Source organism: Amycolatopsis sp. NPDC039088 (genome assembly GCF_055598845.1).
This window is the reverse complement of sequence record NZ_JBVKAE010000009.1, coordinates 171326-198287: the sequence shown is the minus strand read 5'-3', so window position 1 is coordinate 198287 and position 26962 is coordinate 171326. Positions and strand designations below refer to the sequence as shown.

25 protein-coding genes are annotated in these 26962 nt (G+C 68.7%); 8 read left to right on the top strand and 17 right to left on the bottom strand.

The annotated features are described in order from the left end of the window. Positions 1-590: 590 nt before the first annotated feature. The 3 genes from pyk to ACZ7KI_RS14430 form a co-directional block, all read right to left on the bottom strand. On the bottom strand, positions 591-2015 hold the full coding sequence (pyk, locus tag ACZ7KI_RS14440) for a pyruvate kinase (protein WP_470273593.1): 1425 nt from the start codon (positions 2013-2015) through the stop codon (positions 591-593). Between the two features lie 110 nt (positions 2016-2125). Further along, positions 2126-2791 (bottom strand): DUF2461 domain-containing protein, encoded by a 666-nt coding sequence (locus tag ACZ7KI_RS14435; RefSeq protein ID WP_470273592.1) that lies wholly within the window; start codon positions 2789-2791, stop codon positions 2126-2128. 319 nt (positions 2792-3110) lie between these two features. Then, the gene (locus tag ACZ7KI_RS14430; RefSeq protein ID WP_470273591.1) at positions 3111-4337 is read right to left on the bottom strand and encodes a glycoside hydrolase family 18 protein; all 1227 of its coding nucleotides are present in this window, start codon (positions 4335-4337) and stop codon (positions 3111-3113) included. A gap of 164 nt (positions 4338-4501) precedes the next feature. Between ACZ7KI_RS14430 and ACZ7KI_RS14425 the strand changes: the two genes are divergently transcribed. From ACZ7KI_RS14425 to ACZ7KI_RS14415, 3 genes are all read left to right on the top strand, one after another. Continuing rightward, a complete protein-coding gene (locus ACZ7KI_RS14425; protein ID WP_037304077.1) occupies positions 4502-4810 on the top strand; it encodes an ArsR/SmtB family transcription factor in 309 nt (102 codons plus the stop codon). A gap of 145 nt (positions 4811-4955) precedes the next feature. Then, positions 4956-5426, top strand: a complete 471-nt coding sequence (locus tag ACZ7KI_RS14420; RefSeq protein WP_409491826.1) for a group II truncated hemoglobin — start codon at positions 4956-4958, stop codon at positions 5424-5426. 36 nt (positions 5427-5462) lie between these two features. After that, entirely contained in the window at positions 5463-6905 is a 1443-nt protein-coding gene (locus tag ACZ7KI_RS14415) for an aromatic amino acid ammonia-lyase (protein WP_470273590.1), read from the top strand. Between the two features lie 71 nt (positions 6906-6976). On the opposite strand, the gene ACZ7KI_RS14410 is transcribed toward ACZ7KI_RS14415, so the two are convergent. Together ACZ7KI_RS14410 and ACZ7KI_RS14405 are read right to left on the bottom strand one after the other, a co-directional pair. Continuing rightward, complete coding sequence (locus ACZ7KI_RS14410) at positions 6977-8512, bottom strand: amidohydrolase family protein (RefSeq protein ID WP_470273589.1); 1536 nt, start codon at positions 8510-8512, stop codon at positions 6977-6979. 131 nt (positions 8513-8643) lie between these two features. Continuing rightward, on the bottom strand, positions 8644-9669 hold the full coding sequence (locus ACZ7KI_RS14405; RefSeq protein WP_470273588.1) for a 6-phosphofructokinase: 1026 nt from the start codon (positions 9667-9669) through the stop codon (positions 8644-8646). 284 nt (positions 9670-9953) lie between these two features. Between ACZ7KI_RS14405 and ACZ7KI_RS14400 the strand changes: the two genes are divergently transcribed. Next, a complete protein-coding gene (locus tag ACZ7KI_RS14400) occupies positions 9954-11030 on the top strand; it encodes a 3-deoxy-7-phosphoheptulonate synthase (RefSeq protein ID WP_470273587.1) in 1077 nt (358 codons plus the stop codon). A 569-nt stretch (positions 11031-11599) separates the two neighbouring features. Here the strand turns inward: ACZ7KI_RS14400 and ACZ7KI_RS14395 are convergent. Next, the gene (locus tag ACZ7KI_RS14395) at positions 11600-12085 is read right to left on the bottom strand and encodes a polyadenylate-specific 3'-exoribonuclease AS (protein WP_061984256.1); all 486 of its coding nucleotides are present in this window, start codon (positions 12083-12085) and stop codon (positions 11600-11602) included. A gap of 20 nt (positions 12086-12105) precedes the next feature. Further along, the gene (locus ACZ7KI_RS14390; RefSeq protein ID WP_470273586.1) at positions 12106-12867 is read right to left on the bottom strand and encodes a lysophospholipid acyltransferase family protein; all 762 of its coding nucleotides are present in this window, start codon (positions 12865-12867) and stop codon (positions 12106-12108) included. Positions 12868-13081: 214 nt separating this feature from the next. On the opposite strand from ACZ7KI_RS14390, the gene ACZ7KI_RS14385 reads away from it, so the two are divergent. The 3 genes from ACZ7KI_RS14385 to ACZ7KI_RS14375 are packed head-to-tail and all read left to right on the top strand — an operon-like array spanning position 13082 to position 15515. Then, positions 13082-13852: an alpha/beta hydrolase gene (locus tag ACZ7KI_RS14385; RefSeq protein WP_470273585.1), complete on the top strand. Its 771-nt coding sequence runs from the start codon at positions 13082-13084 to the stop codon at positions 13850-13852. Next, positions 13849-14352, top strand: coding sequence for a hypothetical protein (locus ACZ7KI_RS14380; protein WP_470273584.1), 504 nt, complete (start codon positions 13849-13851; stop codon positions 14350-14352). Before ACZ7KI_RS14385 ends, ACZ7KI_RS14380 begins: the two co-directional genes overlap by 4 nt. Before the next feature lie 20 nt (positions 14353-14372). Further along, entirely contained in the window at positions 14373-15515 is a 1143-nt protein-coding gene (locus ACZ7KI_RS14375; RefSeq protein ID WP_470273583.1) for a glutamate--cysteine ligase, read from the top strand. A gap of 59 nt (positions 15516-15574) precedes the next feature. Here ACZ7KI_RS14375 and ACZ7KI_RS14370 read toward each other — a convergent pair whose 3' ends face one another. From ACZ7KI_RS14370 to ACZ7KI_RS14340, 7 genes are read right to left on the bottom strand one after another with little or no spacing between them, the layout of a single operon-like run. Continuing rightward, positions 15575-16444 carry an NUDIX domain-containing protein gene (locus ACZ7KI_RS14370; RefSeq protein ID WP_470273582.1) on the bottom strand — a complete coding sequence of 290 codons (870 nt, stop codon included), beginning with the start codon at positions 16442-16444 and terminating at the stop codon, positions 15575-15577. A 4-nt stretch (positions 16445-16448) separates the two neighbouring features. Continuing rightward, positions 16449-17408, bottom strand: coding sequence for an ROK family protein (locus tag ACZ7KI_RS14365; protein ID WP_470273667.1), 960 nt, complete (start codon positions 17406-17408; stop codon positions 16449-16451). 15 nt (positions 17409-17423) lie between these two features. Then, entirely contained in the window at positions 17424-17846 is a 423-nt protein-coding gene (locus ACZ7KI_RS14360; protein WP_470273581.1) for a hypothetical protein, read from the bottom strand. Next, positions 17843-18985 carry an ArsA family ATPase gene (locus ACZ7KI_RS14355; RefSeq protein ID WP_470273580.1) on the bottom strand — a complete coding sequence of 381 codons (1143 nt, stop codon included), beginning with the start codon at positions 18983-18985 and terminating at the stop codon, positions 17843-17845. The genes ACZ7KI_RS14360 and ACZ7KI_RS14355 overlap by 4 nt, the downstream gene beginning before the upstream one ends. Before the next feature lie 14 nt (positions 18986-18999). Further along, entirely contained in the window at positions 19000-19440 is a 441-nt protein-coding gene (locus ACZ7KI_RS14350) for an SRPBCC family protein (protein WP_470273579.1), read from the bottom strand. A 27-nt stretch (positions 19441-19467) separates the two neighbouring features. Continuing rightward, positions 19468-20256, bottom strand: a complete 789-nt coding sequence (locus ACZ7KI_RS14345) for a metallophosphoesterase family protein (RefSeq protein WP_470273578.1) — start codon at positions 20254-20256, stop codon at positions 19468-19470. 20 nt (positions 20257-20276) lie between these two features. Beyond that, positions 20277-20687, bottom strand: coding sequence for a polyketide cyclase / dehydrase and lipid transport (locus ACZ7KI_RS14340; RefSeq protein ID WP_470273577.1), 411 nt, complete (start codon positions 20685-20687; stop codon positions 20277-20279). Between the two features lie 126 nt (positions 20688-20813). On the opposite strand from ACZ7KI_RS14340, the gene ACZ7KI_RS14335 reads away from it, so the two are divergent. Continuing rightward, positions 20814-22613 (top strand): AMP-dependent synthetase/ligase, encoded by a 1800-nt coding sequence (locus ACZ7KI_RS14335; protein ID WP_470273576.1) that lies wholly within the window; start codon positions 20814-20816, stop codon positions 22611-22613. A 713-nt stretch (positions 22614-23326) separates the two neighbouring features. Here ACZ7KI_RS14335 and ACZ7KI_RS14330 read toward each other — a convergent pair. The 3 genes from ACZ7KI_RS14330 to ACZ7KI_RS14320 form a co-directional block, all read right to left on the bottom strand. Further along, on the bottom strand, positions 23327-24427 hold the full coding sequence (locus ACZ7KI_RS14330) for an FAD-dependent oxidoreductase (RefSeq protein WP_470273575.1): 1101 nt from the start codon (positions 24425-24427) through the stop codon (positions 23327-23329). A 66-nt stretch (positions 24428-24493) separates the two neighbouring features. Continuing rightward, positions 24494-25450, bottom strand: coding sequence for a ferritin-like domain-containing protein (locus tag ACZ7KI_RS14325; protein ID WP_470273574.1), 957 nt, complete (start codon positions 25448-25450; stop codon positions 24494-24496). A gap of 87 nt (positions 25451-25537) precedes the next feature. Continuing rightward, positions 25538-26782, bottom strand: a complete 1245-nt coding sequence (locus tag ACZ7KI_RS14320) for an aspartate aminotransferase type Ic (protein ID WP_470273573.1) — start codon at positions 26780-26782, stop codon at positions 25538-25540. Between the last annotated feature and the right edge of the window lie 180 nt (positions 26783-26962).

Here is a 26962-nt window from a genome sequence, read left to right as displayed (position 1 = left end):
TGCTGGTCGGCTGCATCGCTAGCGCGGGTCAAGACGAACGCGTCGTGGTGGACACGGCGGGAGCGGGCCCACGCAAGGGGCCTCCCCCGGGTCCGGACTGTCCATAAGGGCCACTTTTCGAGACAAAATGCCCGATTTGGGCATCTTGCACGGTTTCGCGAGGGGGTCGTGAGTGGGTGGTTTCGCGTGGCTGGATGGATGGCGCGTGTGATCAGACGGAGGACACGTGTGACTGGATGGATGACACGCGGGAGCGGCAGGTTTCGTCGCGGGTGTTCTCCGTTCACTCACGCGTACCCTCCGTCGGATCACGCGTGTCGCCCGATGGCAGGTACCTAAGACACCAGTGGCCCTCACCCCGAATCGCCACTCACGCCATTCCTCCGAAACCCCCACCTGTAGCCCCGCGGCATCCAGAATCAGGCCTGCCCTACCTCGGCTCGCCCTTGATCAACGGAAGATCAGGGACGTTGAGTGTCCCTGATCTGCCGTTGATCAAGCTCTACCTCGACTTTGCCGGGACCCTGACCGTCACGGTAGGGAAGGAGGCCTTCACGGCACAGCGACGCGGTCGCGCGAGGTGACCGACGTCAGGCGTGGTCGTCCTCGCCGAGCCGGTGCACCCGGATGAGGTTGGTCGAGCCGACCGTTCCCGGCGGGGAGCCGGCGACGATGACCACGAGGTCACCCTTGGCGTACTTGCCCATTTCGAGCATCGCGTGGTCGACCTGCTGGATCATCTGGTCGGTGGAGTCGACCTTCGGCACGATCCGGGTGGTGGTGCCCCAGGTCATCGCGAGCTGGCTGCGGACGCTCTCCTCCGGCGTGAACGCCAGCAGCGGCAGCCGCGTGTGCAGCCGCGCCAGCCGCCGGACCGTGTCACCGGATTGGGTGAAGGCGACCAGCGCCTTGGCGTTCAGCCGCTCGCCGATGTCGCGGGCGGCGTAGGAGATGACGCCGCGCTTGGTGCGCGGGACGTGCGACAGCGGCGGCACGACCGGGGAGTCGGTCTCGACGGCCTCGATGATCCGGCCCATGGTCTGGACGACCTCGATGGCGTAGCGGCCGACGCTGGTCTCGCCCGAGAGCATGAGGGCGTCCGCGCCGTCGAGCACCGCGTTGGCGACGTCCGAGGCCTCCGCGCGGGTCGGGCGGGAGCTGTTGATCATCGATTCGAGCATCTGCGTCGCGACGATGACCGGCTTCGCGTTCTCGCGGGCGATCTGGATGGTGCGCTTCTGCACCAGCGGGACCTGCTCCAGCGGGAGTTCGACACCGAGGTCGCCTCGGGCGATCATCACCGCGTCGAAAGCCAGCACAATGGCTTCGAGGTTGTAGACCGCTTCGGGCTTCTCGATCTTCGCGACCACGGGGAGACGGCCCTTGCCCACGCGGTCCATCACCTGGTGGACCAGGTCGATGTCGGCGGGCGAGCGGACGAACGACAGCGCGATGAAGTCCACGCCGAGTTCGAGCGCGAACTCGAGGTCTTCGATGTCCTTTTCGGACATCGCCGGCACGGAGACGTCCATACCGGGCAGGGAGACACCCTTGTTGTTGCTGACGGGGCCGCCTTCGGTGACCTCGCAGACGACGTCCGGGCCGTCGACCTCCTTGACCACGAGGCCGACCTTGCCGTCGTCCACCAGGAGACGGTCACCGGGCTTCGCGTCGTCGGCGAGTCCCTTGTAGGTGGTCGAGACGCGGTCGTGGGTGCCCGCGACGTCCTCGACGGTGATCCGCACGATGTCGCCGTTGTGCCACTCGACCGGGCCGCCGGCGAAGGTGCCGAGACGGATCTTCGGCCCCTGGAGGTCGGCGAGGATGCCCACCGCACGGCCGGATTCGGCGGCGGCGGACCGGATGAGGTCATAGACCTGCTTGTGGTCGCTGTGCGTCCCGTGGCTGAAGTTCATCCTCGCGACGTCCATCCCGGCGTCGACGAGTTGCCGCATCTTCTCCGGCGTAGCGGTCGCGGGGCCCAGGGTACAAACGATCTTCGCGCGTCGGCTCACGTTCGTACAGCGTAGTCCCTCATCGGTGATCCGTCTTTACCGATACCGAAAGTTCAAGAAAAGTGTCAGTTCACCTGGAGGATTGACAACCACCGAACAGGGTTCGCCAGTTATCGGCGCGGCTTCTCGCTCGGCCCGACCCGGTCCCGCGCCCACTCGTTGAACGCCCGCACCTGCCGCCACGCCTTCCGCACGCGGTCGAGCGCGCCCCGCTCGTGCAGGACGTCGTCCGGCTCCCAGACCCGGACGGCGTACACCGAGCGGTACTTCAGCAGGTCGATACGCGGGTGATCCTCGGCGAAGCCCCGCGGCTTGGACTTGAGGCGATCGCCCTTGATCTCCCAGCCCGCCTTCTCCAGCTTGGTGAGCAGCTTGGCCAGTTCGGTGCCGTGGACTTCGGTGTCGACGGCCCTGCGGAAGCGTGCGAGCTGATCGGACTCGAAGTGGAAGCAACCGCCGCCGACGCGCAGCCCGGCCGGGCCGACCTCGACGTAGTAGGCGCCACCGCCGCGTCCCTGCTCGATCACCGCGCCGCAGTGGGTCTTGTACGGCGTCTTGTCCTTGGCGAACCGGACGTCGCGGTACGGGCGGAAGACCTTCCCCTCGCCGAAACCGTCCCCGAACTCCGGGACCAGTTCCGCGAGCAGCGCCTCCATCGGCGCGCGGACGTCGGCCTTGTAGGTGGCCAGGTTCTCGTCCCAGTAGGACTTGGAGTTGTCGGCCTCGAGACCGTCGTAGAAGTCGATGGCGTACTCACCGAAACCCTCGAAACCCATGGGGTGACGGTAATCCCCGGCCCCGACAAGTACGTGAAGGCCCCCTTCACGTACCTAGACGCAGGGTCCCGGCAAAGTCGGGATCGTGCAGGTCGGGGGCCTCTTGGTCATGGCGCAGGCCGACGTCTATGAAGGAATTGGGACATTGAGCCAATTCCTTCATGGACACGGGGTCGCACCCGGTTGCGAAGCTTGATCAACAGAACTTCAGGGGCATGCCCCTGAACCCGGTGCACCTCGAGTGCCGACCAGCAACTCTGCGACTTTGCCGCGACCCTGTACCTAGACAGAAGGAAGGGACCTTCATGTACTTCGAGTTTTACTTGGCGAGAGCGGTGATCAGTTCGCCGTCTGCGGTGTCACCGGACAGCTCCCAGAAGAAGGCGCCGCCGAGACCCTGGTTCTTGGCGTAGGTGACCTTGCCGCCGATGGTCGCCGGGGTGTCGTAGCTCCACCAGTTGTTGCCGCACTTCGCGTACGCCGTGCCCGCGACGGTGCCGGTGGCCGGGCAAGTGCTCTTCAAGACCTTGTAGTCCTCGATGCCCGCTTCGTAGGTCCCCTGAGCCGCCCCGGTCGCGGTGCCGCCGGGCGCGTCCTGGGTGACGCCGGTCCAGCCGCGGCCGTAGAACCCGATGCCCAGCAGCAGCTTGTCCGCCGGGACGCCCTTGCTCTTCAGCTTCTGGATCGCGGCGTCGGAGTGGAAGCCGGCGGTCGGGATGCCCGCGTAGTCGTTCAGCGGCGAGTGCGGGGCGGTCGGCCCCTGCGCGGCCCAGGCGCCGAAGTAGTCGTAGGTCATGACGTTGTACCAGTCGAAGTACTGCGCCGCGCCGCCGTAGTCGGCGGCGTCGATCTTGCCGCCGGACGTGCCGTCCGCGGTGATCGCGGCGGTGACCAGCTTCGAGCCGAACTTCGCCCGCAGCGCCTGCGCGAGGTTCTTGATCGCGGCCGCGCCGCTGGTGTCGCACGAGAGACCGCAGGCGTTCGGGTACTCCCAGTCGATGTCGATGCCGTCGAAGACCCCGGCCCAGCGCGGGTCGTTGAGCAGGTTGTAGCAGGAGTCCGCGAACGCGGCGGGGTTCTTCGCGGCCTCGGCGAACCCGCCGGACCAGGTCCAGCCGCCGAAGGACCACAGCACCTTGAGGTTCGGGTACTTGGCTTTGAGCTTCTTCAGCTGGTTGAAGTTCCCGCGCAGGGCGCCCGTGTCCCAGGAGTCCGCGACACCGTCCACACTGGAGGCCGCGTCGTAGAACTTGCTCGTCGCCGCTTCGGCGTCACCGAGGGCGCAGCCGCCGTTGGTGACGTTGCCGAACGAGTAGTTGATATGGGTCAGCTTGCTCGCCGAACCCGACGTGTCGATGTTCTTCACATGGTAGTTGCGCTGGTAGACGCCCCATTCAGCGAAGTACCCGAGCACCTTGCCGACCGAAGCGTCCGAAGTGGCCGGTGCGGCGGCGGTGGCCTGCGGTGCCGGCGCGGCGACGGTCAGCGCGCCCAGCGCGACGGCCGCGGCGCCCATGATCGCGGTGAACCTGCTCAGACGGGACATGCGTTCTCCCTTCGAGATCACCGCGAGTGACGACAAGATCGCGGCGGGACACGCACAAGTTAAGTGGACTAGACCACTCCGTCAATGGTTCAGACCAAGACTTTCGGATGGACATTTTCGAACATTCCTTGACGGAAATATGCCACACAGGGCACATTTCCCGGATGATGCAGACCTTCGAGATCCTCGCCGAACCACGTCGGCGGACCATCCTCGACCTCCTGCGCGACGGCGAACGGTCGGTCAACGAGCTGGTCGAGGTCCTCGAACTGAGCCAACCGGCCGTATCGAAGCACCTGCGCGTCCTACGCGAGGCGGGTCTGGTCACCGTCCGCGTCGCCGCGCAGCGAAGGTGCTACCGGCTTCGCCCGGAGCCGCTCGCGGAGGTCGACGCCTGGCTCGCGCCGTACCGCCGCTTCTGGGAGGGCCGGATCGACGCGCTCGAGCGACACCTCGACGAAGACAGTCAGTGAATAGGTAACGGCTCGAGTTCGACCGCGCAGTGGTACCGCTTCATCGCCACTCCCGTTGGTACGCAGCGAAAAGTAAGCGGTTGTCCGGAGCGGCCTGCGATGGTTGCCTTGCCGGACCGGAAGATCACCGCTGGGAGGACAGTACGTGACCGAGACGCCGACGTTGTACGAATGGGCGGGCGGGCTGGACGCCCTGCGACGGCTGACCGCCGTCTTCTACGGCCACGTCCTCAAGGACCCGTTGCTGGAGCCGGTCTTCCGTGACATGGACCCCGGCCACCCCGAGCACGTCGCGGTCTGGCTCGCCGAGGTGTTCGGCGGGCCGGAGACCTACAGCCACGACCACGGCGGCCACCGGCACATGGTCGGGCGGCACCTCGGCAGGGCCATCACCGAAGAGCAGCGCCGCCGCTGGGTGAACCTGCTCTTCGACGCCGCCGACGAGGCCGGGCTCCCCGCCGACCCGGAGTTCCGCTCCGCGTTCGCCGCCTACGTCGAATGGGGCAGCAGGCTCGCGGTGATGTTCTCCCAGCCCGGCCGCGAGGTCACCGTTCCCGAGCCCATGCCGAAATGGGACTGGGGCAACCGCCCGCCGTGGCAGCCGCCGTCGGACTGAGGCGTCATAGTGGGGCGGTCGTGAAAGGAGGCCGCCGTGATCCGGGTGGACGGCCGGACCCTGCGCTGCGCGGACGTCGTGACCGCCGCGAACACCGAGGGACCGCTGGGCATTGACGTTTCGATCGCCGCGCTGCGCGGCGCCGAGAGCGCGTGGAAACTCGCCGAGGAACTGAGCACGCGCCGGATCGTCTACGGCCGCACCACCGGCGTCGGCGCCAACAAGGAGGACCCGGTCGGCGAGGGAGAGTCGCCGGATCACGGGCTGCGGCTGCTGCGCAGTCACGCCGGCGGCAGCGGCGACGTCATGTCCCCCGGCCAGACCAGGGCGATGATGCTGATCCGGCTCAACCAGCTCTTGGCCGGGCGTTCCGGGCTCAGCCCCGAGCTGATCGGGGCGCTGGCCACCGCGGTGCGGACCGGGGCGCTGCCGCTGGTGCACCGGCTCGGCGCGATCGGCACCGGCGACCTCGCGCCCCTCGCGGAGACCGCGCTCGCCCTCACCGGCGAACGGCCGTGGCTGGCCGGGCACGTGCCTCCCGTTCCGGCGCGGGCGGGCGACGCGCTGGCGTTCATGAGCAGCAACGCCGCGACGCTGGCCGAAGCCACCCTCGCGGCCATGCGGCTCGACACGCTGACCAGGGCAAGCCATACCGTCGCCGCGCTGACCTACATCGCGCTCGACGGCAACCCGGAGGCGTACGCGACCCCCGTGCACGAGGCCCGGCCGCACGCCGGGCAGGTCGCGTGCGCGGCGGAGATGCGGCGGCTGCTCGGGATGGAGGGCGCGCCCAAACCCGGCCGCCGGATCCAGGATCCGTTCGGGCTCCGAGCGTTCCCGCAGGTGCAGGGCCCCGCGCTGGACGCGATCCACTACCTGCGCGACGTGCTCGCGGTGGAGATCAACGCCAGCACCGAGAACCCGATGATCTCGACGGTGCACCAGGACGCCTATCACCACGCGCATTTCCACACCGCGTATGTCTCGACCGCGCTCGACCAGGTCCGCGCGACGATCCACCAGGTCGCCGAGCTGTCGGTGGCCCGGCTTGGTGACCTGGTGGAGCCGGAGTTCACCGGGCTGCGGCCGTTCCTGGCGGCCGGGCCGTCGGGCAGTTCGGGCGTGATGATCCTGGAGTACGTCGCGCACGACGCGCTCACCGAACTGCGGCAGGCCGCGCTCCCGGCGACGCTGGGCACCGCCGTCGTCTCCCGCGGGATCGAGGACCACGCGAGCTTCTCCACCCAGGCCGCGCGGGCGGCGACCGCGGCCGGGACGGCGTACCAGCAGGTGCTGGCGTGCGAACTGGTCGCGGCCGTCCGTGCGTTGCGGATGCGGAAGGCCGAGCTCGTCGCCCTGCCCGCGCGGGACGCCTACGAGACCGCCGCGGCCGTCCTCGACCCGAGTCTCGAAGACCGGCCGCTCACCGAGGACATCGCGCGGGCGGTGTCCCTTTTGGACACCCTCGCGCTCGTCTGACCCCCGCGTTTCGTCCTCTAAATGCGGTAGTTGCACACGCAAGGAGCGCATTTAGAGGACTAAACGCGGGGTCAGCAGCAGCAGCCCCGGCGGGCCAGTGACTGGATCCGCGCGCTCGCGGCGGTGGCGGGCGGCTGGTTCGCGGCGGTCTCGACGGCGTCGAGCATCCGCTCTCGCGTCGCCTTGTCGAGGACGCGGCCACGGGTGATCACCAGGTCGATCTTCGCGACGTTGCGGATGTCGGCGGCCGGATTCGCCTCCAGCAGCACGAGATCCGCCTCCTTCCCCGCCGTGACCGTGCCCGACGTCCGTTCCCTGCCGAGGAACTTCGCCGCGTCGCCGGTGACGGTCTTCAACGCCTGCACCGGCGAAAGCCCCGCCTCGACCAGGAAGGCGAGTTCCTCGTGCAGCCCGCTGCCGGGGAAGGTGTAGGGGTTGAGGCAGTCGGTGCCGCCGATGATCCCGGCACCGGCCTCATGCGCGACACCGACCAGCCGCAACGTCTCCTGGTAGTACCGCTCCTGCAGGGCGATCTCCGACGGCGTCTTCGGCGCGAACCGTTCGATGCCCATCGCCCAGCTCTCGCGGATGTCGGCGGGTACGTACTTCAGCCGCGGGTCCCGCTGATGGGTTTCGGCGGGCTGCGTGACGATCCGGTTGATCGTCAGCGTCGGCGAATGCCAGGTGCCGTTGCGCCGCAGCCTGCTGAAATAGGACCACGCCGCGTCGGGGCTGTACGTGGAGACCGACTCGAACTCCAGACGGCGCGCCAGATTGAAGAAATCGCGCGGCGCCGCCGGATCGAAGGGCGTCGCCTTCAACCTGGCGAGGATCTCGTCGCGCCGGGACGAGCAGTGGATGGACACCCCGAAGAAGTGCTCGAAACTGTGCTGGCCGAGATCGCTCGCGTCGAAGTGGGACACCTTGTACGGCCAGTGTCCCGAGAATCGCAGCCCCTGGTGGCGGACCTCGTCCGCGACCGCGCGCAGAGCGTCGGCACCGAGGTAGGAGTAGGTCTTGACGAACTCGGCGCCCGCCGCCTTCTCCGCGCGGACGGCCGCGCGCGCCTCCGCTTCGGTCGACACCTTGATCACCGGCGGGCCCAGTAGCGTGACCGGCCCGTCGACTATCCCGCTCCCGATCACGAGGCGCGGGCCGAGCAGCTCACCGCGTTCGATCCTGTCCCTGGTCGCCCGGTTCTCCGCGTATCCCCACATTTCGCGGCCACCGGTGACGCCGTGGACCAGGTGCAGCGGCGGGATGATCTCTTCGAGGTCCGCGCCGTGGGTGTGCATGTCCCACAGACCGGGGATGAGGTACTTGCCGCGGCCGTCGATCACCCGCGCGATACCGGTGTCCGGGACCTGGCCCGAGCTGCCGACCCACGCGATCCGGTCGCCGACGAGCACGACGGAGACATCGCGGCGCGGAGCCGAACCCGTGCCGTCGATCAGCGTGACCCGCGTGATGACGACGATCTCGTCCGTGCCCGAGCCGCTCGTGGCCGCCGTGGCCGTGCCGGGCAGCAGTCCGGCGAGCGCCGCCCCGGTCCCGCTCGCGGCCAGCCATCTCAGGAATTCCCGTCTGTTGGATCCCGCTCCGGCCATGAGAACCCGCCCTTCCACCCAGATACCCCAGCCGGCCGATTCAACTCGCCGCGAGGTCGAAGCCGCAAGGTCGACGAAGGCCCCTTACCCGAGCTCAGCACGGAGTAAGGGGCCTTCGCCAGAAATCCCGCTCAGCCGAAGAAGACTTCGGCCTCTTCGTACCGCTCGACCGGGACGGTCTTCAGCTCGGCGGTCGCCTCGGCGAGCTTGACGCGGACGATGTCCGTGCCACGCAACGCGACCATCACGCCGAAGTCGCCGTCGGCCACGGCGTCGACCGCGTTGAGCCCGAACCGGGTGGCGAGCACGCGGTCGTAGGCCGTCGGGGTGCCGCCGCGCTGGACGTGCCCGAGCACGACCGCCCGGGACTCCTTACCGGTGCGCGCGGCGATCTCGTCGGCGAGCCAAGTGCCGATGCCACCGAGCCGGACGTGCCCGAAGGCGTCCTTCTCCCCGGTCAGCAGCTTCTCCTCGCCGCCCTCGGGCAGCGCGCCCTCGGCGACGACGATGATCGGCGCGTACTCCTTCTCGAACCGGCGCTCGACCCACGAGACGACCTGGTCGACGTTGAAGTGCCGCTCCGGCACCAGGATCACGCTCGCGCCGCCGGCGAGGCCGGAGTGCAGCGCGATCCAGCCCGCGTGCCGCCCCATGACCTCGACGACCAGCGCGCGGTGGTGCGATTCGGCCGTGGTGTGCAGCCGGTCGATAGCCTCGGTGGCGATCGAGACGGCCGTGTCGAAGCCGAAGGTGTAGTCGGTGGCGCCGAGGTCGTTGTCGATCGTCTTGGGCACCCCGACGACGCCGATGCCGTCGTCCGTGAGCCGCTTCGCGACACCGAGGGTGTCCTCGCCGCCGATCGCGATCAGCGCGTCGACCTGCTGCTCGGCGAGCACGGCCTTGATCTTGTCGACGCCGCCGTCGACCTTGTACGGGTTGGTCCGCGAGGAGCGCAGGATCGTGCCGCCGCGGGTGAGGATGTCTTCGACGTCGTTCAGGCCGAGCGGACGGCTGTCCCCGGTGAGGGGACCGTTCCAGCCGTTCCGGAACCCGACGATGTCCCAGCCGTGCACCTCGATGCCCTTGCGCACCACAGCGCGGATCACCGCGTTGAGCCCCGGGCAGTCGCCACCGCCGGTCAGCACACCGACACGCATCAGAAGCCTCCGTCTTGTGTTCCGTAGAGATGACAGTCACATGTCCCGACGCCAGCGTAGCGGCAGTTCTCTGGATCGGTGCAGGGCGGACCACCTCGGGAATCGGTCCGCGGGCGACGATGTGCTAGCTTGGCGTCGTGCAGCGCTATTTCTGGTTTACGAAGCCGGCCCCGGGTGGGCACGGCGGCGTGAACCTGCGCTGACGAACCACCCCGAGCCGGAATCACACCGGCTCGGCGAGTTCCCGCGGGTCGGTATCCCTTTCGAAAGGAACCAGACCCGCGATGTCTCCCTCCGCCGACACCCTCATCGCCCTCGACGGCCACCGCACGGCGGCCATCAATCCGCTGCTGTCCCCCGCGATGCTGCGGCACGAGCATCCGATGACGGAAGAAATCGCCGAGACCGTCCTGGCCGGGCGGGCCTCGGCCGTCGACATCCTCGACGGCCGGGACGACCGGCTCCTCGTCGTCGTCGGGCCCTGCTCGGTGCACGACGCGGACGCCGCGCTCGACTACGCCCGCCGCCTGGCCGCGAAGGCCGAAGAACACCGTCGTGACCTGCACATCGTCATGCGCGTCTACTTCGAAAAGCCACGGACGACCCTTGGCTGGAAGGGGCTGATCAACGACCCCGGCCTCGACGGCACCTACGAGGTCAACCACGGCCTGCGGATGGCGCGCAAACTGCTGCTCGACGTCTCCGCGCTCGGCCTGCCGGTCGGCTGCGAATTCCTCGACCCGATCACCCCGCAGTTCATCGCCGACACCGTGACCTGGGGTTCGATCGGCGCGCGGACCGCCGCGAGCCAGGTGCACCGGCAGCTGTGCAGCGCGCTGTCGATGCCGGTGGGGATCAAGAACTCCACCGAGGGCGACGTCCAGGTCGCCGTCGACGCCACCCGCGCCGCGGGCGCGAGCCACGTGTTCGCCGGCATCAACCCCGACGGGCTCGCCGCGCTGATCACCACCGCCGGGAACGAGGACTGCCACGTGATCCTGCGTGGCAGCGCCGCCGGGCCGAACTACGACCCCGAGACGGTGGCCGACACCCTGGCCCGGCTGGCGAAGTCGGGGCTGCCGGAACGCGTGATCATCGACGCGAGCCACGGCAACAGCGCGAAGGACCACGTGCGGCAGGCTTCGGTCGTCCGCGAACTCGCCGAGCGGATCGGTGCCGGTGAGCGGGGTATCGCGGGGCTGATGCTGGAAAGCTTCCTGGTGGAAGGTCGCCAGGACCTGACGCTGGGCGAGGCCGCTTCGCTGACCTACGGGCAGTCGATCACCGACGCGTGCCTCGGGTGGGAGACGACGGCCGCGCTGCTGGACACGCTGGCGGAGGCTGTCGACTCGCGCCGCTGAGCGTTGGGGGCGGCAGGTTCGCGCGTGGCCTGCGGCGTTGCTCGCGTGAAGTACATGGTGGCCCCCTTCCTTGCGCCTAGCGCAGTGAGCCTTTTCCATCCTGAGGTTCAGAGGGTGTGGGGGCGGGCGAGGACCTTGGCCCGGTCGCATCGTCGCGAGGCGCCCCGGTCCCGGACGTTGATCAACGGAGGATCAGGGACGTTGAGTGTCCCCGATCCTCCGTTGATCAACGTCGCGCCACCCGGGTCCTGCGGCTGACACAGCCGAGCAAGTACCGGTCCGCTCGAACCGTCACCACCACTCACGACCCTCACACCCTCGCAACCTCAGGATGGAAAAGGCTCAGTGAAGAGGGCCTTCACGCGCCACCGTTGTGACTGGTGGTGCTGCTGAGGCTTGTGATGGCGTTCTCACGTCCGTGAAGGACTCCTTGAGGGACTCTGGGTCCCTCAAGGAGTCCTTCACGGACCAGGCTCCAACCCTGCCCGCGTTCAGAGGACTAAACGCGGTGGTTGTACCTAAAACATCCTTGGCTGGAACCGTCATCACCACTCACGAGCGGCGACCGGCTACCGGTGCCAGTAGGACTCGATGATCTGCCACCGCTGGTAGTTGTGGCGCGCGTCCGCGAGCGCGTCGTGCTGGTCGTCCGGGGCCGCCGGGAGCTTCGGCTTGCCCGCGTCCTCCCAGCGTTGCCGCAGGTCACGGGTGAAGCGCGGGAGCTGACGCGGCAGGGCGGGCATCGGACCCCACAGCTGTGCCAGCGCGACGTGGTCGTAGGCGGCGAACCAGGCCCACAGTTCGATGCCGCCGGGTGGCTTGCCGAAGAACTCGAGCAGATCCGTGCGGATCTTCTCGCGGCTGCGCCACGCCGGGTCGGCGGGGGACGGGAGTTTCGGGAGCACGTTGTCGCGGACCCAGGGGCCTGCCTTGCCGGGGTCGAAATCGGTCGAGACCGCGTAGAACTCGCGGCCTCTTTCGTCCACGACACCGATCGACACCAGATCGATGGTCACGCCGTCCTCAATGAATTCGGTGTCGTAGAAAAAGCGCACCGGAGAACCCTAGTGGGCTCTCAGCCGACCTTGGTGTCCGGGATACGGGCGACGTCGTGGGCGGACGGCTGCGAGGGCACCTTCGGGCGGATCCCGGCCTCTTCGGCGGCGAGCAGTTCCTTCGCCTTGGCGGCGTAGATGTCGACGTACTCCTGGCCGGAGAGCTCCATGAGCGCGTACATGATCTCGTCGGTGATGGACCGCTCGATGAAGCGGTCACCGGCGAGGCCCTCGTAGCGGGAGAAGTCGAGCGGCTTGCCGAAGCGGATCTCGAGGCGGCGCGGCCACCACATCTTCGAGCCGATCGGATTGACCTTGTCGGTGCCGATCATGACCACCGGGACGACGACGCCGCCGGAGTCGAGCGCGATCCGCGCGACACCGGTCTTGCCCTTGTACAGGCGGCCGTCCGGGGAGCGGGTGCCTTCGGGGTAGATGCCGAGGAGGTGGCCTTCGCGGACCAGCCGGGTCGCCGTGTCGAGCGCGGCCTGTGCGGCGTTGCCGCCGGAGCGGTCGATCGGGAACTGGCCGACGCCGGTGAAGAACCACTTCTTCAGCAGGCCCTTGAAGCCCTTCTCGGTGAAATATTCCGATTTGGCCGGGAAGGTCACCTTGCGCTTGACGCGCAGGGGCATGAAGAAGGAGTCGGCCACCGCGAGATGGTTGCCCGCGAGGATCGCGCCACCGTGCTCGGGGATGTTCTCCGCACCGACCACCTTGGTGGGCCACAGCGCCTTCAGCAGTGGCCCGATAAACACGTGTTTCATGAGCCAGTACAGCACTGCGAAAACTCCTCCTAGCAGCTCAACCCCCGCGCCCGATGGTCAAGACTACGAATCGCGCACCCCAGGCACAACGAAGTCCACCCGGTTACCCGTACCCAGCGACGGATCTCACACCCGGTCCGGCGCGATTCCGGCAGCGGCCGGGGGCCCACAAGCCGGTCCGCTCGTGCGAACATAGGAGACCTACCCAGCTCTCACGGAAGGCGATCGCATGGCCGTCCTCGCCGGCGCGGAACCGTTCGCTCACACCGGTTCGACCGAAGCAGGGTTCCTGCTGTGCCACGGCTTCACCGGCACTCCCGCGAGTATGCGGCCTTGGGGCGATCATCTGGCGGAGGCCGGTTACACCGTGCGCTGCCCGCTCCTTCCCGGGCACGGGACCCGGTGGCAGGACATGAACCGGACAGGCTGGCAGGACTGGTACGGCACGGTCCGTGAAGAACTTCTGGCTCTCTTCGCGACCTGCGACTCGGTGTTCGTCGCCGGGTTGTCGATGGGTGGGACGCTGACCCTGCGGCTGGCCGAGGAGTTCGGCGACCGGATCGCCGGGATCGTGCTCGTGAACCCCTCGATCATGACGCTGCGGTGGGACGCCAAACTGCTGCCCGTGCTGTCGAAGGTGCTGCCCTCGGTGCCCGGCGTGGCCAACGACATCGCGAAGCCGGGCGAAACCGAACTCGCCTACTCCCGGACGCCCGTGCGCGCCGCGGCGAGCCTCGCCCAGTTGTGGCGGGTGACGCGGGCGGACCTCGCCAAGATCACCCAGCCCGTGCTCCTGCTCCGCTCGGCCGTCGATCACATCGTGGAGCCGGTCAACTCCCAGGTGATCCTCGACGGGATCCGCAGTGAGGACGTCACCGAGGTGGTGTTGGAGAACAGCTTCCACGTCGCCACCCAAGACCACGACGCGGGCCTGATCTTCACGCGTACGGTGGACTTCGCCCGGTCCGTGCGCCGGGCGGGACAGGTGGACGCCGGATGAGCAGAGGCAAGGACGGGCCGGAGGACGTCGACGCGACGTTCGCCGAGATCGTGGCCGACCTCCGTGCGGAGGGCGTCGGCCTCTTCCCCGAAGACGACCTGGAGAAACCCGCCGGGAAGACAGCGGAGAAGCCGGCGGAGAAGACACCGCGGCCCGAGTCCTCGGAGGCCGAGCCCGATCCGGGCTGGCGAGGTGGCGGCACCAGCTGGGAAAAGACCCTCTTCGAGGACGATCCGGCCGGATCGAGCGACGACGAGGGCCATTTCGTGCCGCCCGAGCCGCCTCCCCTGCCGCGTCCGCGCAAGGGCGCGTTCATCGTCCTGCTGTTCTTCGTGCTCGGCCTGCTGCTCCTGATCGCGCCCACCCTGATCGGCATGGGCACGCGGCTCGGCACCCCGCTCGGCATCCTCGCCCTCGCGACCGCGATCGCGCTGCTCCTGCTGCGGGTTCGCCAGGGGCCGCCGCCCGGCGCCGATCCGCACAACGGCGCGCAGGTCTGAGCTGTCGGACAATTCCGATCATGAAGATCGACTTCAGTCCCTCGCGCCGGTCGACGGTCGGCGCGGAATGGGAACTCGCCCTCGTCGACCGGCGGACCGGTGAGCTCTCGTCGGTCGCGGAACAGGTGCTCGACGCCGTCCGTCCCGACGGCGCGGAAGAGCATCCCAAGATCAAGCAGGAACTGCTGCTCAACACCATCGAGGTGATCAGCGGGATCTGCGACACGATCGCCGAGGTCAAGGCCGATCTGAACGCCTCGCTCGACGTCGTGCATTCGGTGCTCGACCCGCTGGGCGTGGAGCTGTTCTCGGCCGGGTCGCATCCGTTCTCGACGTGGTACCGGCAGAAGGTCACCGACAAGGAGCGGTACGCCAAGCTCATCGACCGGACCCAGTGGTGGGGACGGCAGATGCTGATCTACGGCGTCCACGTGCACGTCGGCGTCGAGCACCGCGACAAGGTCCTGCCGATCCTGGACGCGCTGCTCAACTACGCGCCGCACCTGCAAGCGCTGTCGGCCTCGTCGCCGTACTGGGGCGCGGAGGACACCGGGTACGCGTCGAACCGCGCGCTGATGTTCCAGCAGCTGCCGACGGCCGGGCTGCCGTTCCAGTTCCGGAAGTGGACCGAGCTGGAGAGCTACGTCGACGACATGTTCACCACGGGCGTGATCGACCACTTCTCCGAGATCCGCTGGGACATCCGGCCCGCCCCGCATTTCGGCACGATCGAGATGCGCGTGTGCGACGGGCTCCCGACGCTGGAGGAGGTCGGCGCGATCGCGGCGCTCACGCAGTGTCTCGTGGAGGATTTCAACACCCGCCTCGACGACGGCGAGATCCTGCCGACGCTGCCGCCGTGGCACGTCCAGGAGAACAAGTGGCGCGCGGCGCGCTACGGCGTCGACGCGATCGTCATCCTCGATGCCGCGGGTAACGAGCGGCTCGTCACCGACGACACCCTCGACCTGCTGGACCGGCTCGAACCGGTGGCCCGGCGCCTGGACTGCGTCGACGAACTCCGATCGGTCGAGACGATCTTGCGTTATGGGCCCAGCTACGTGCGCCAGCGCGCGGTGGCGAAGCGGTCCAACGGCAGTCTTCGCGCCGTCGTGGCGTCGCTCATCGCCGAAATGCGGGACGGCAAGATCCCGCGCCCCTGACACTCGCGTTTAGTCCTCTGAATGCGGTAGTTGCACGCGCAAGGACCGCATTTAGAGGACTAAACGCGGTCGAGATGGGCCAGGAGGGCGCCGGGGCCGAGGGTGGAAGCGCCCAGGGCCTCGACGCGGGAGCGGAGTTCGCGATCGGCGGTCACGACGACCACGTGGTCGCCGGGGTGGTCGGCGCGGGCCGAGCGGGTGACCGCCACGATCCGGGCGTCACCGTCCGCCTCGGCGTCGACGACCTCGACGCCGGGCGTCGCCGCGACTCCGCGGGCCTTGCCCTCGACGACCAGGACGACCTTCGGCCACCACGACCACTCCCTGCCGCCAGGCAGCGCCGCATCGGTGAAACCGGTCTCGGCCAGCGTCGCGAGCTTGTCCCGCAACCGTTCCGCCGCGCCGCGCCGGTCGCGCCACCAGCCGTCCGGCCGTGACCCGACGACGTTCGCGCCGTCGACCACCAGTATCAGCCTGCGATCCAAGTGCTCCCTCAATCCCGGCCAGGCCACCGCGAAGTCGCGATGCAGACGGAAATCCGCGACCTCCGCCGGGCGGACCCAGCGCAGTTCCGCGCTCTCCGCGTTCTTCACCCTGGCCGAGAGCCTGCCGATCGGCGCGGCCAGGATCGTGGTGTAGCGCCAGTTCCCGTGGTCGACATGCGACGCCGCCAGCGGGCGGACCCTCGCGGGCGGGATGTCGGCCTCTTCGTGCGCCTCACGGGTGGCGGCTTCGCGCGCGCTCTCCCCCGCCTCGACGGCGCCCCCTGGCAACGCCCACGTGCGACCGTGATGCACCCACCAGGCCCGCCGTTGCAGAAGGACACCGCGCTCGGGATCGGACAACAGCAACCCGGCGGCACCGTTCAGCCCCCAGTGAAGGTGCCCGAAATCGCACTTCACGAAGCCGTTGCCATCGTGGCGGGTCACGGTTTCAGCCTGTCACACCGACCCCGGCGCCGACCGCCTTCGCCGCGTCGACGGCCAGTGCCGCCGCACCGACGATGGCGGTGTCGTCCCCGTGGTGCGCGGTACGGATGCGGGCCAGCGGCCGGTGCCCGGCGCCGGTGATCTTGCCCGCGTAATGTTCCCGCGCCTCGTCGAGGAACAACGGGGCCGATTCGGACACCCCACCGCCGATCACGATGATTTCGGGATCGAAGACGTCGGCGACCAGCGCCAGCCCCTCGGCCAGCCACTTCGCCAGCTCGGTCATCGCGCGCTGGGCGATCGGGTCGCCGTCGCGGGCGGCTCCGGCGACCCGGCGCCCGGTCACCGAGCCGGGGTCTCCCCTGGTCTCGCGTGCCAGCACGGTCGAGCGGCCGGGATGCCGCGCGAGCAGTTCCACCGCCGTCGCGGCCAGCGCCGTCCCGCTGCAGTACCGCTCCCAGCAGCCGTACTTCCCGCACGGGCAGGCCCGCCCGCCGGGGACGACCGTCAGATGCCCGAGTTCCGGGGCGACGCCGTGCGCGCCCCGGTAGATCTTGCCGTCGAGCAGCAGGCCCGCGCCGATCCCGGTGCCGAGCGCGACCAGCGCGGCCACGTGGGCACCGCGAGCGGCGCCGAAGCGGTACTCACCGATCGCGGCGGCGTTCGCGTCATGCTCCAGGGTGACCGGGAGGCCGACCCGCTTCTCGATCCGCTCGGCGACCGGCGCGGCACGCCACGACAGATGCGGCGCGAACATCACCGTCCGCCTGTCCTTGGCGACGAATCCGGCGACCGCGAGCCCGACGCCGGAGACGTCGTGCCGGTTGCGGAGGTCTTCCACGACCCCCGCGATCGCGTCTTCGAGCGCGTTCTCCTCGCCGGGCGTGCCGACCCTGGCGGTGTCCATCAGCGAGCCGTGCTCGTCCACCACGCCGGCGCGCACACTCGTGCCCCCGACGTCCACCCCTACCGTCAGCACTCAGTTCTCCTGGTCCGGCTGCCAAGCCTCGCGCCTGGTCACGGCGATGTGCTGGACCCGCGAAGCTCCCACCGGCACATCTTCGGCCGCTGGCTCCTTCCGCGCAGGCTGGAATCCCGGCATGTGCACCCCGCCCTCGGGCTCCCAGCGGTCGGCGAGCACCGCTCGCAGCAACGCGACGAGCTGTGCGGCCTGCTCCATCAACCTCGCCACGAACTCGGGCCGTCCGCCGCGGAAGACCTCGACGACCGCGCAGAGCGGGCACCAGTCGCCCTCGGAATCGTGATCGGCACAACCGTGCCCGGCGGAGATGACGTCCTCCAGCCACGGCGCCGCGTGCTCGACGACCAGTTCGACCAGCAGCCGGATCTCCTCGATCAGGCTCAGCTGCGCCGTTCCGGTGTTCTCGCTGTTCTCGCTCACCCGGGTCCCCGGTTCCCGGCCAGGCTCACGACCAGGCCGTGCGCGTCGGATTCCGCACCGGTGATCCGGCACGGGCGCAACATCTCCGGCAGCGCGATCAGCCGCCGGAAACCGTCCACGGTGACGGCGAGATCATCGTCCACTCTGGCCAGGTCCACTTCGGAATCCCGGTGCAACGGCACCGCGATCCGCAGCTGGTATCCACTGTCCGATTCGGACACCTGCAGCAACGGGGTGACACCCTTTCCGTTTCCTGACAACGGATCAAGGCCTTGGTAGAGCTCGTACGCGATTTCCTGCAACGCCGCAAGCCCGACCGGTTCGACAGCGCGATGCTCGACCGGCTTCACCTCGTCCGGCCCGAATCCGGCGTCGGCGAGTTCGGCGAGGACGGTGTTCTGCTGCGTGCGGCGGGTCCGCATCCACGAGGCCGCGGCGCCGCGCCAGAAACCGGGGGCGGGCATCAGCCGGTTGACGATCAGGCCGTCGACCAGAATCCCGCGCAGGGCCAGGGAACTGAGCGTGCGGCGCGCTTCGGCGACGACCACTCGTTCGGGGGTAAGCACCAGCCGGACGGTGGTGGTGGCCGGATCGGTGAGCAGGGTCCGCAGCGATTCCAGATGCGCGCCGAGCCGTCGCACCGCGGCCGCCGTCCGCCGGGCGCCAGGTTTGAACACCCTCGTCAGATACCCGGAAACCGCTTCCGGCAAAGCCAGCAACCGCAAGGTTTCCGCGGTCGGGCCGCAGTCGACCACGACGGTCTCCCATGGACCGTGCTCGGCGAGGCGCTGGACCTCGGTGAGGGCGAGGAGTTCGTCGACGCCGGGCACCACGGTCAGCTCTTCGGCGTCGAGGGAATCGAGCCCGGCACCCGCGAGCGCGATCTGCAGTTCCTGCCTGAGTTCGCGCCAGGTGCTGTCGACCAGGCCACGGGAATCGATCTGGGCGGCGTGCAGGAGGTCGTCCACTTCGGACGGTTCGGCGCCGAGCGGGCGGCCGAAGGCGTCGCCGAGGGAATGCGCGGGATCGGTCGAGACCACGAGCGTCTTCCTACCCCGCCCGGCCAGCGCGGCGGCCGTCACCGCGGCCAGCGTGGTCTTGCCGACACCCCCCTTGCCGGTGAACAGGAGGATCCGCATGCCTACCCTTCGACTCAGGATGCTTCAGCGCGCTTCTTGAGCTCCTTGAGCGCGGTGTCCATGACCATCTTCTCGGCCTTGCGGCGCAGCAGCCCGATCATCGGCAGCGCCAGCTCGACGGACAGCGTATACGTCACCTTGGTGCGGCCGGCGCCCAGCGCTTCGAGGGCGTAGCGGCCGTTCTGGGCCTTCTGCATCTGGCCCTTGACCAGGTGCCAGCTGACCCCGTTGCCGTCGACGTCCCAGTCGTACTCGAGGGTGTAGACGTCCTTGATCGGCCCGGCGTCGAGGGTGAGTTTCACCTGTTTGGCGCGGCCCTCGCCGTCCTCGCCGAGCACCTCGGTCTCCCGGACGGCCTTGGCCCATTCCGGGTACGCGGGAAAGTCGGCGATGACGGCCATGACCCGCTCGGGCTCGGCGTCGACCTCGATGGATTGCGTGGACTGCTCGGCCATGTCACAAACTCTAGCCGGGACCGCCGGTCACCAGCGCAGCACGTACGGCTGTGCCGTCTCTTTGAAGTGACCGACGTTACGGCATTCGGTCCTGCCGAGCCTCGTCCGCGCCGTCAGCGGCTGGTGGACGTGCCCGAACAACGACCACCGCGGCCGCTGGTCGCGGATGAGGTCCACCAGCGCCGCCGACCCGATCTCGGGCCGCCGCGCGATCACGTCGTAGGTCAGTTCCGGAACGGCGGGCGGGATGTGCGTGCACAGGACGTCGACGTCCTCCAGCGCGCCGACCGCGACGTCGTACTCCTCACGCGTGCGCAGGTACGGCCGCCAGAAGCCGTTGCGGCGCGGGACCACGTTCGGCGGGAGCAGCGCGCCACCGACGAACCCGAAGCGCAGGCCGCCGACCTCGGCGACCTCGCCGTCGAGCACCTGGATGCCGTCCCCGGCGAACTCGGGCCACAGCGACGGGTCGTCGACGTTGCCGGGAGTGGCGTAGGTCGGCGCGGTGAGGGCGCCGAACAGGACGGCGTACTGGTCGACGATGGCCTCGCCGACGGCGGCGGCGGGATCGGCCAATGTGGCCCACAACGATCGCGAAAAGGCAACGGTCTCGTCACGGGTGCCCTCGCGCCGCAGCCGCGCGAACTCGCCGACCTTCTCGGCGCCGAACAGCGCGCCCATGATGCCCTTGTCGTGCTCGCGATAGTCGACGAAGTCCAGCAGGTCACCCAGCACGATCAGCGCGTCGGCGCCGTCGCCGGCGCGTTTGAGCGCGTCGGCGTTGCCGTGCACGTCCGACACCACGTGAACCCGCATGCTCTCCCCTGTGCTGCTGCTCAGTCGGCCCGGGGACCGACCCCGGGTTCGCGCCCGTCTTCCAGGACCTCCTTGAGCCCGAGCGCGATCGCCTTGGCGGCACGGGCCCGGCGATCGAACTCCCGCCGCAGGTCCAGGGGTTCCAGCGTGGCCGGCTCGCCGTTCGGACCGGCGGGGGTGGCGCGCAGGAAGTAGTGCAGCAAGGTGCCGTCGAGCACCGGCTCGAGCCACACCTCCATCGTACCGATCAAGGCACCGCGCACGGTCCAGCGCAGTCCCTCGTCGCCGCGGTCGGTGTAGACCTCGAGAACGAGGTCCGGCCAATAACGTGACCAAGATCGCGGATCGGCGAAGGCGGCGGCCACGGTGGAGGGCGGGACCACGAGGAAAGTCTCGTCGACGATGTCGAGAGCTGGCGGCGCCTGGTTCACGAAGGGCAGAATGTCATGCCCTCGGTATGGCCGATTCGTCAGCATGGTCTTAAGGTGCACGGCACGCTAAGTTGACTGGCGGGTAACACCGGTCACACCACTTGCACGCGAACACGGAGGTTCCTCGTGCGCGAATACAGCGCCCCCGCCGCCCATCCGGTGACCGACGACGAGAACCTCGCGGACGTCGTCTGGGCGAACGCCGAGAGGTTCTCCGATGTCGTGAGTTTCCGCCGCCAGGTCGACGGTACCTGGCTGGACATCACCGCGAAGGACTTCGCCGCCCAGGTTCTCGCCGTGGCCAAGGGAATGGCACAGGCAGGCATCGCGCCGGGCGACCGGGTCGGGCTCATGTCCAAGACCCGGTACGAATGGACGCTGATCGACTTCGCGATCTGGGCCGCCGGCGCGGTCACCGTCCCGATCTACGACACCTCCTCGGCCGAGCAGGTCCACTGGATCCTTTCGGACTCGCAGGCGAAGGGCGTGTTCGTCGAGACCGACGAGCACCTCGCGACGCTGGAGTCGGTCAAGGGCCGCCTCGACTCGCTCGAACACACCTGGCAGATCGAGTCCGCCGACGCGCCCGCCGTCGACCACCTCACCGCGCAGGGCGCCGAGCTGAGCGACGACGACCTGCACGAGCGCCGCCGTTCGGTGAAGGCGGGCGACCTCGCCACAATCGTGTACACGTCGGGTACGACCGGCCGTCCCAAGGGCGTCGAGCTGACCCACCGGAACCTGCTGGCCGAGATCCGCGCCGACATCGCCGCGTTCCCGCAGCTGATGGAGCAGGGCAACTCGCTGCTGGTGTTCCTGCCGCTGGCGCACGTCCTCGCCCGCGCCATCGCGGTGACCGCGCTCAGCGCGCGGGTGACCCTCGGGCACACCTCGGACGTCAAGAACCTCGTCGCCGACCTCGGCACCTTCCGGCCGACGTTCGTCGTCGCCGTGCCGCGCGTGTTCGAGAAGGTCTACAACAGCGCGAAGCAGAAGGCGCACGGCGACGGCAAGGGCAAGATCTTCGACGCCGCCGAAGCCACCGCCGTCGCCTACAGCCAGGCACAGGACACCGGCGGGGCAGGGCTGGGTCTGAAGGTCAAGCACGCGCTGTTCGACAAGCTCGTCTTCAGCAAGCTGCGCGCGGCCCTCGGCGGCCGGTGCGTCGCGGCGGTGTCCGGCGGTGCCCCGCTCGGCGTGCGGCTGGCGCATTTCTTCCGCGGCATCGGCGTCCCGGTGTTCGAGGGCTACGGCCTGACCGAGACCTCCGCGGCGGCCTGCGTCGGCACCCAGACCGGCTTCCGGGTCGGCACCGTGGGACGGCCGGTCGCCGGCACCTCGGTGCGGATCGCCGACGACGGCGAGATCCTGCTGAAGGGCGACGTCGTGTTCGGCGGCTACTTCAACAACCCCGAGGCGACCGCCGAAGCGCTGGAGGACGGCTGGTTCCACACCGGCGACCTCGGCGAGCTCGACCGCGACGGGTTCTTGAAGATCACCGGGCGCAAGAAGGAGATCATCGTGACCGCGGGCGGCAAGAACGTCGCCCCGTCCGGACTCGAGGACACCATCAAGGCCAGCCCGCTGGTCAGCCAGGCGATGGTGGTCGGCGACCAGCGGCCGTTCATCGGCGCGCTGATCACCATCGACGAGGAGTACTTCCCGTCGTGGAAATCGCAGCACGGCAAGCCTTCCGACGCCTCCGTGTCCGATCTGGCCGATGACGCCGAACTGCGCGCCGAGATCCAGCAGGCCGTCGATCAGGCCAACAGCGCGGTGTCGCAGGCCGAGGCGATCAAGAAGTTCACGATCCTGTCGAAGGACTTCACCGAGGCCGGCGGCGAGATCACGCCGAGCCTGAAGCTGAAGCGCAACATCGTGAACAAGAACTACGCGAACGACATCGAAGCCCTCTACAAGAAGTAGCTTGTCGCGCGTGAAGGCCCCCTTTCCTCGGCTGAGGTTTTGAGTGATCAGCCGAGGAAAGGGGGCCTTCACGCGCTAGGGATCCGGTCGTGCGGGGCGGTGGGAGTGGGTGGTCGGTACAGGGGGTCGTGAGTGGCGGTTCGGGTTAGTCCTTGTGGCCCCTCCGGTGACGTCTTGCAGACGTGAAAAGGGCGCGCTCATCCTGCCCCTTCTGCGTCTGGTACATGATCATCGAGAGGGGCTCGATCATGGGACGCGGGTCAGTACCTGCGATTTTACGTCGCACAGGCCACATAGCGCAGGTAGCTGTCCGGGTATTTTCCGGTCAGAGCGAACCCTCTCCTAGGTACCTACGCGTGGCCTGCGGCGTTGCTCGGGTGAAGTACATGATGGCCCCCTTCCTTGCGCCTAGCGCAAGGAAGGGGGCCATCATGTACTGGGGAAGGTGTGAAGGTCGAGTTTCTTCGGTTGAGCCGAGGGAAGGGGTCCTTCACGCGTCGCCGTTGTGACTGGTGGTGCGCCTGGGGCGACCGTGGCGTTTACCGAGTCCGTGAAGGACTCCTTGAGGGACTCTGGGTCCCTCAAGGAGTCCTTCACGGACCGCTGCTACCCGGTTTACCCGCCGTAGGTACCTAAAACACCCTTGGCCAGAACCGAAATCGCCACTCACGACCACCCCGACCCACGCCTCACCCGCCACCTTTGCCTGTCGCTCACGACCGGATCGTCTCGTTCCACTCGATGTGGTGCTGGTACAGCCAATTCCGTCCCTCGTCGGAATTCGTCCCCGACGACAGCGCGGCGCTGCTCGCCACCAGCTTCTCCACCCGCGCCCGCCGCAGTCGCTCGTAAGCCGCGAAAGCCGTTGGCGCGTCGGGAAGATCCCGCAGGCACTGCGCCAGCACGACACTGTCCTCCAGTGCCATCGACGCGCCCTGCCCCGCGGCCGGTGAAGCCGCGTGCGCCGCGTCGCCGACGAGCACCATCGACGCGGTGGACCACACCGGTGTCGACGGGACGTCGTAGGAGTGGCCACCGAACACGTCGTCCCCCGTCGACCGGATGATTTCCGCGGCAGGCAACGGTTCCCCGTCGAAGGCCGCGAAAGCCGTCGAGCGCCATTCGGCCGCCGACAGTCCGGTTCGGACTCCTTCGGCCGCGGGAAGCCGCGCGAACCAGTACGTCGAGCCGTCGGGAGCGCTGGTGTAGCCGAAGAAGGCGTGCAGGCTCTGGATCATCCGATAGACGGACGGCGCCTGGGGGACGCTCGTGTCCGTCGTGTAGCCGTAGACGACGTCCAGCCCGGTCGAACGCGGCGGCGGGCACGCCGGGTCGATGACGTTCCGGACCACCGACCGCAGGCCGTCGGCGCCGATCAGGATGTCGCCCTCGGCCACGCTCCCGTCCTCGAAGCGCGCGGTCACCCCCGGTGAGGCGGAAACCAGCCGTTTGCCCGGCACGAAGGCGATCCCGCGTGAGATCGCCTCCTCCTGCAACGCCCGGTACAGCGCCGCGCGGGTCAGGGTCCGCGGCCCGGCGAGGCCGTCGACGTCGAACGACCGGCGATCGACGGTGCGCCCGTCCGGCGTGACCAGTTCCAGCCCGACGGCGGCGAAGGAGTTCTCGATCACCGGCCCCTCGGCGCCGATCGCGCGCAAGGCGTCCATGCCGTTGTGCATGATCGTCAGGAACGCGCCCGCGTCCTCACCGCCGGACGGGTACGCCTCGTGCACGCTCGCGTCGATTCCGGCCCGCTGCAACGCCATCGCGGTCACTGTGCCCGAGACACCGCCGCCGATGATCACAGCCTTCACCGCGAAACCCCCTCATCGTGTCGCCGTCACCCGACGGTACCGGGAAACGGCGACACGACAACGGGATCACGCGCCGCCGCTGGCGACGATGTCGCCGTTGACCCCCTTGGGGAAGAAGCCGCCCTCTTTCACCGGTCCCGGGTTCAGGTACACGACGTTCAGCACCCGGTCGGCACTGCGCCCGAAGCAGATGCCGTTGTTGTCGGTCGGCACCATGTTGGCCTGGTTGCCGAGCACGATGCCCTGGTCGGCGTCACCGGGGCCGTCGAGGGCGTCACGCGCGTTGGAGATCTTGGCCGCCGCGTCACCGAGGTCCCGGTCGAACAGCGACGTCCTGATGGTGGCGGCGTGGTAGGCCTCGGCGGCGAGGATCCCGGCGGCCGCGTCCAGGAAGGTCTTGTTGGTGATGAGCGGCGCGGCGCCCTTGTAGGCCGTCACGCCGACGTCCTCGAACAGGAACGCCGCGAGCAGGAAGTTCTTCTCGCCGGCGAACGGGTCGAACTGCTGGTATTCGCTGATCAGCCCGGCCGCCCGCGCCGCGGCGGTGAAACTGTCCTTGAGGTCGATCTCCGGCCGGGAGACCGCGGCCTCGCCCAGCGCGCCGCGCAGGAACTTGACGTGGGCGATCTCGTCGCCCGCGATCTCCTTCGCGAACTGGTGCAGGGCCTTGTCGTGGAACATCACCTTCTTGCCGCCGACCACGCCACCTTGGGTGCCGACGCCGCCGGTGATGTCGTCCGGCAGCCCGTGCCCGTAGACGGCGAAGGAGTAGAACTCGGCTTCGAGGTACTCCAGGTTGAGCGCGAAGTTGAGCACGGCCGCGTCACTGGGCGCACCCTCCGCGGCGGCCTCGGCGGCCGCTTCACCCGTCGCCGAAGCGGTCGAGGTGGCCTGTACGCCGAGGTAGGTCGCGCCGACGACACCGAGCCCCGCCGCGCCGGCGGCCTTCAAGAACCGGCGTCGATCCGTGCGGTTCTCGGCACTGCGCGAAATCAGGGTACGAACGAACGGCTTTCCGAACACGAGTGGTTCCTCTCGTCTTTGCGGTGCACACCCACCCACTCGGACGTTCGGAACCACCCGTGACCCGGATTGGAAAAGATCTCGAATTTATTTCTTCGTCGCCGCGGCAAGGCGAACGCAGACGGCGAGGCCGCGGATCGCCTCTTCGACTTCGGCCAGCTCAGGGTACGTCGGCGCGATGCGGATGACGGCGTCCTCGGGGTCGTCGCCGTACGGGTGCGTCGCACCGGCCGGGGTCAGCGCGATACCCGCCTCCTTGGCCAGCCGCACGACCTCCTTGGCGGTCCCGGCGGGCACGGTCAGCGAGATGAAGTACCCGCCGGTCGGCTTCGTCCAGGACGCGAGGCCGCTCTCGCCCAGCTCCTTGGTGAGGATCTCGTCGACGGCCGCGAACTTCGGCCCGATCAGCTCGGCGTGCTTGCGCATGTGCTCGCGGACGCCGTCCTCGTCACGCAGGAACAGCGCGTGCCGGAGCTGGTTGACCTTGTCGGGGCCGATGGTCCGCTTGCCGATGAGGGCGATCCACCAGGCGAGGTTGGCCTCGGAAGCACCGAGGAAGCCGACGCCGCCACCGGCGTAGGTCACCTTCGAGGTGGAACCGAAGACGAACGCGCGGTCGGCGTTGCCCGCCTCGGCGCACAGCGCGAACAGGTCGGCCAGCGGCGCCTCGACCTCGGTGAGGTGGTGCACGGCGTAGGCGTTGTCCCAGAAGATCCGGAAGTCCGGCGCGGCCGTGGTCATCGTGGCCAGCCGGCGCACAGTGTCGTCACTGTAAGTGACACCGGTCGGGTTGCTGTACTTCGGCACGCACCAGATGCCCTTGACTGCGGCGTCCTCGGCGACGAGCCGCTCGACGGCGTCCATGTCCGGGCCGGTCTCGGTGAGCGGCACCTGGATCAGCTCGATGCCGAAGCGCTCGGCCAGCGCGAAGTGGCGGTCGTAACCGGGGACCGGGCACAGGAACTTGACGCTCGCCTCGTCGGCCCAGCGGCGCTCGGCGCCCGGGAGCTTGCTCAGGAAGGCCTGCACGATGACGTCGTGCATGAGCTCCAGGCTGGAGTTGCCCGCGGCCAGCAGCTGCTCGGCCGGGACCTGCAGCGGCCCGGCGAAGATGCGGCGGAGCTCGGGCAGGCCCTTCAGGCCACCGTAGTTGCGGACGTCCGTGCCGTCCTCGGCCTTGCGCACGTCGCCGGGCAGCGCGAGCAGCCCGTCGGCGAGGTCCAGCTGGCGGGGGGACGGCTTGCCGCGGGTGATGTCCAGGGAGAGGCCACGGTCGACGAGGGCCGCGTAGTCGCGGCGGGCGCTCTCGACATCGACAGGTGCAGTGGTCATGCCTAACGCTAAACCCGGCGGGGATCCGGCGTGAGACGAGGGTGGCCTACGCCTTCCGCGCACAAGATCCCATAACGGTTCCGGTGCGTTTCCCGGTATTCGTAACGAGGCCTAATCCTCTAGTGGCCCGGGCGCTTTTCTCGCATTCTCGGTAATACGAACGAAAAGGCGAGAAACGAG

Coding starts and splice junctions, on each gene's coding strand:
- ACZ7KI_RS14435 (WP_470273592.1), bottom strand. CDS start 2,791: ATGGGTTTCGAGGGTTTCGGTGAGTACGCCATCGACTTCTACGACGGT.
- ACZ7KI_RS14430 (WP_470273591.1), bottom strand. CDS start 4,337: ATGTCCCGTCTGAGCAGGTTCACCGCGATCATGGGCGCCGCGGCCGTC.
- ACZ7KI_RS14425 (WP_037304077.1), top strand. CDS start 4,502: ATGATGCAGACCTTCGAGATCCTCGCCGAACCACGTCGGCGGACCATC.
- ACZ7KI_RS14410 (WP_470273589.1), bottom strand. CDS start 8,512: ATGGCCGGAGCGGGATCCAACAGACGGGAATTCCTGAGATGGCTGGCC.
- ACZ7KI_RS14405 (WP_470273588.1), bottom strand. CDS start 9,669: ATGCGTGTCGGTGTGCTGACCGGCGGTGGCGACTGCCCGGGGCTCAAC.
- ACZ7KI_RS14400 (WP_470273587.1), top strand. CDS start 9,954: ATGTCTCCCTCCGCCGACACCCTCATCGCCCTCGACGGCCACCGCACG.
- ACZ7KI_RS14385 (WP_470273585.1), top strand. CDS start 13,082: ATGGCCGTCCTCGCCGGCGCGGAACCGTTCGCTCACACCGGTTCGACC.
- ACZ7KI_RS14380 (WP_470273584.1), top strand. CDS start 13,849: ATGAGCAGAGGCAAGGACGGGCCGGAGGACGTCGACGCGACGTTCGCC.
- ACZ7KI_RS14375 (WP_470273583.1), top strand. CDS start 14,373: ATGAAGATCGACTTCAGTCCCTCGCGCCGGTCGACGGTCGGCGCGGAA.
- ACZ7KI_RS14355 (WP_470273580.1), bottom strand. CDS start 18,985: ATGCGGATCCTCCTGTTCACCGGCAAGGGGGGTGTCGGCAAGACCACG.
- ACZ7KI_RS14350 (WP_470273579.1), bottom strand. CDS start 19,440: ATGGCCGAGCAGTCCACGCAATCCATCGAGGTCGACGCCGAGCCCGAG.
- ACZ7KI_RS14345 (WP_470273578.1), bottom strand. CDS start 20,256: ATGCGGGTTCACGTGGTGTCGGACGTGCACGGCAACGCCGACGCGCTC.
- ACZ7KI_RS14320 (WP_470273573.1), bottom strand. CDS start 26,782: ATGACCACTGCACCTGTCGATGTCGAGAGCGCCCGCCGCGACTACGCG.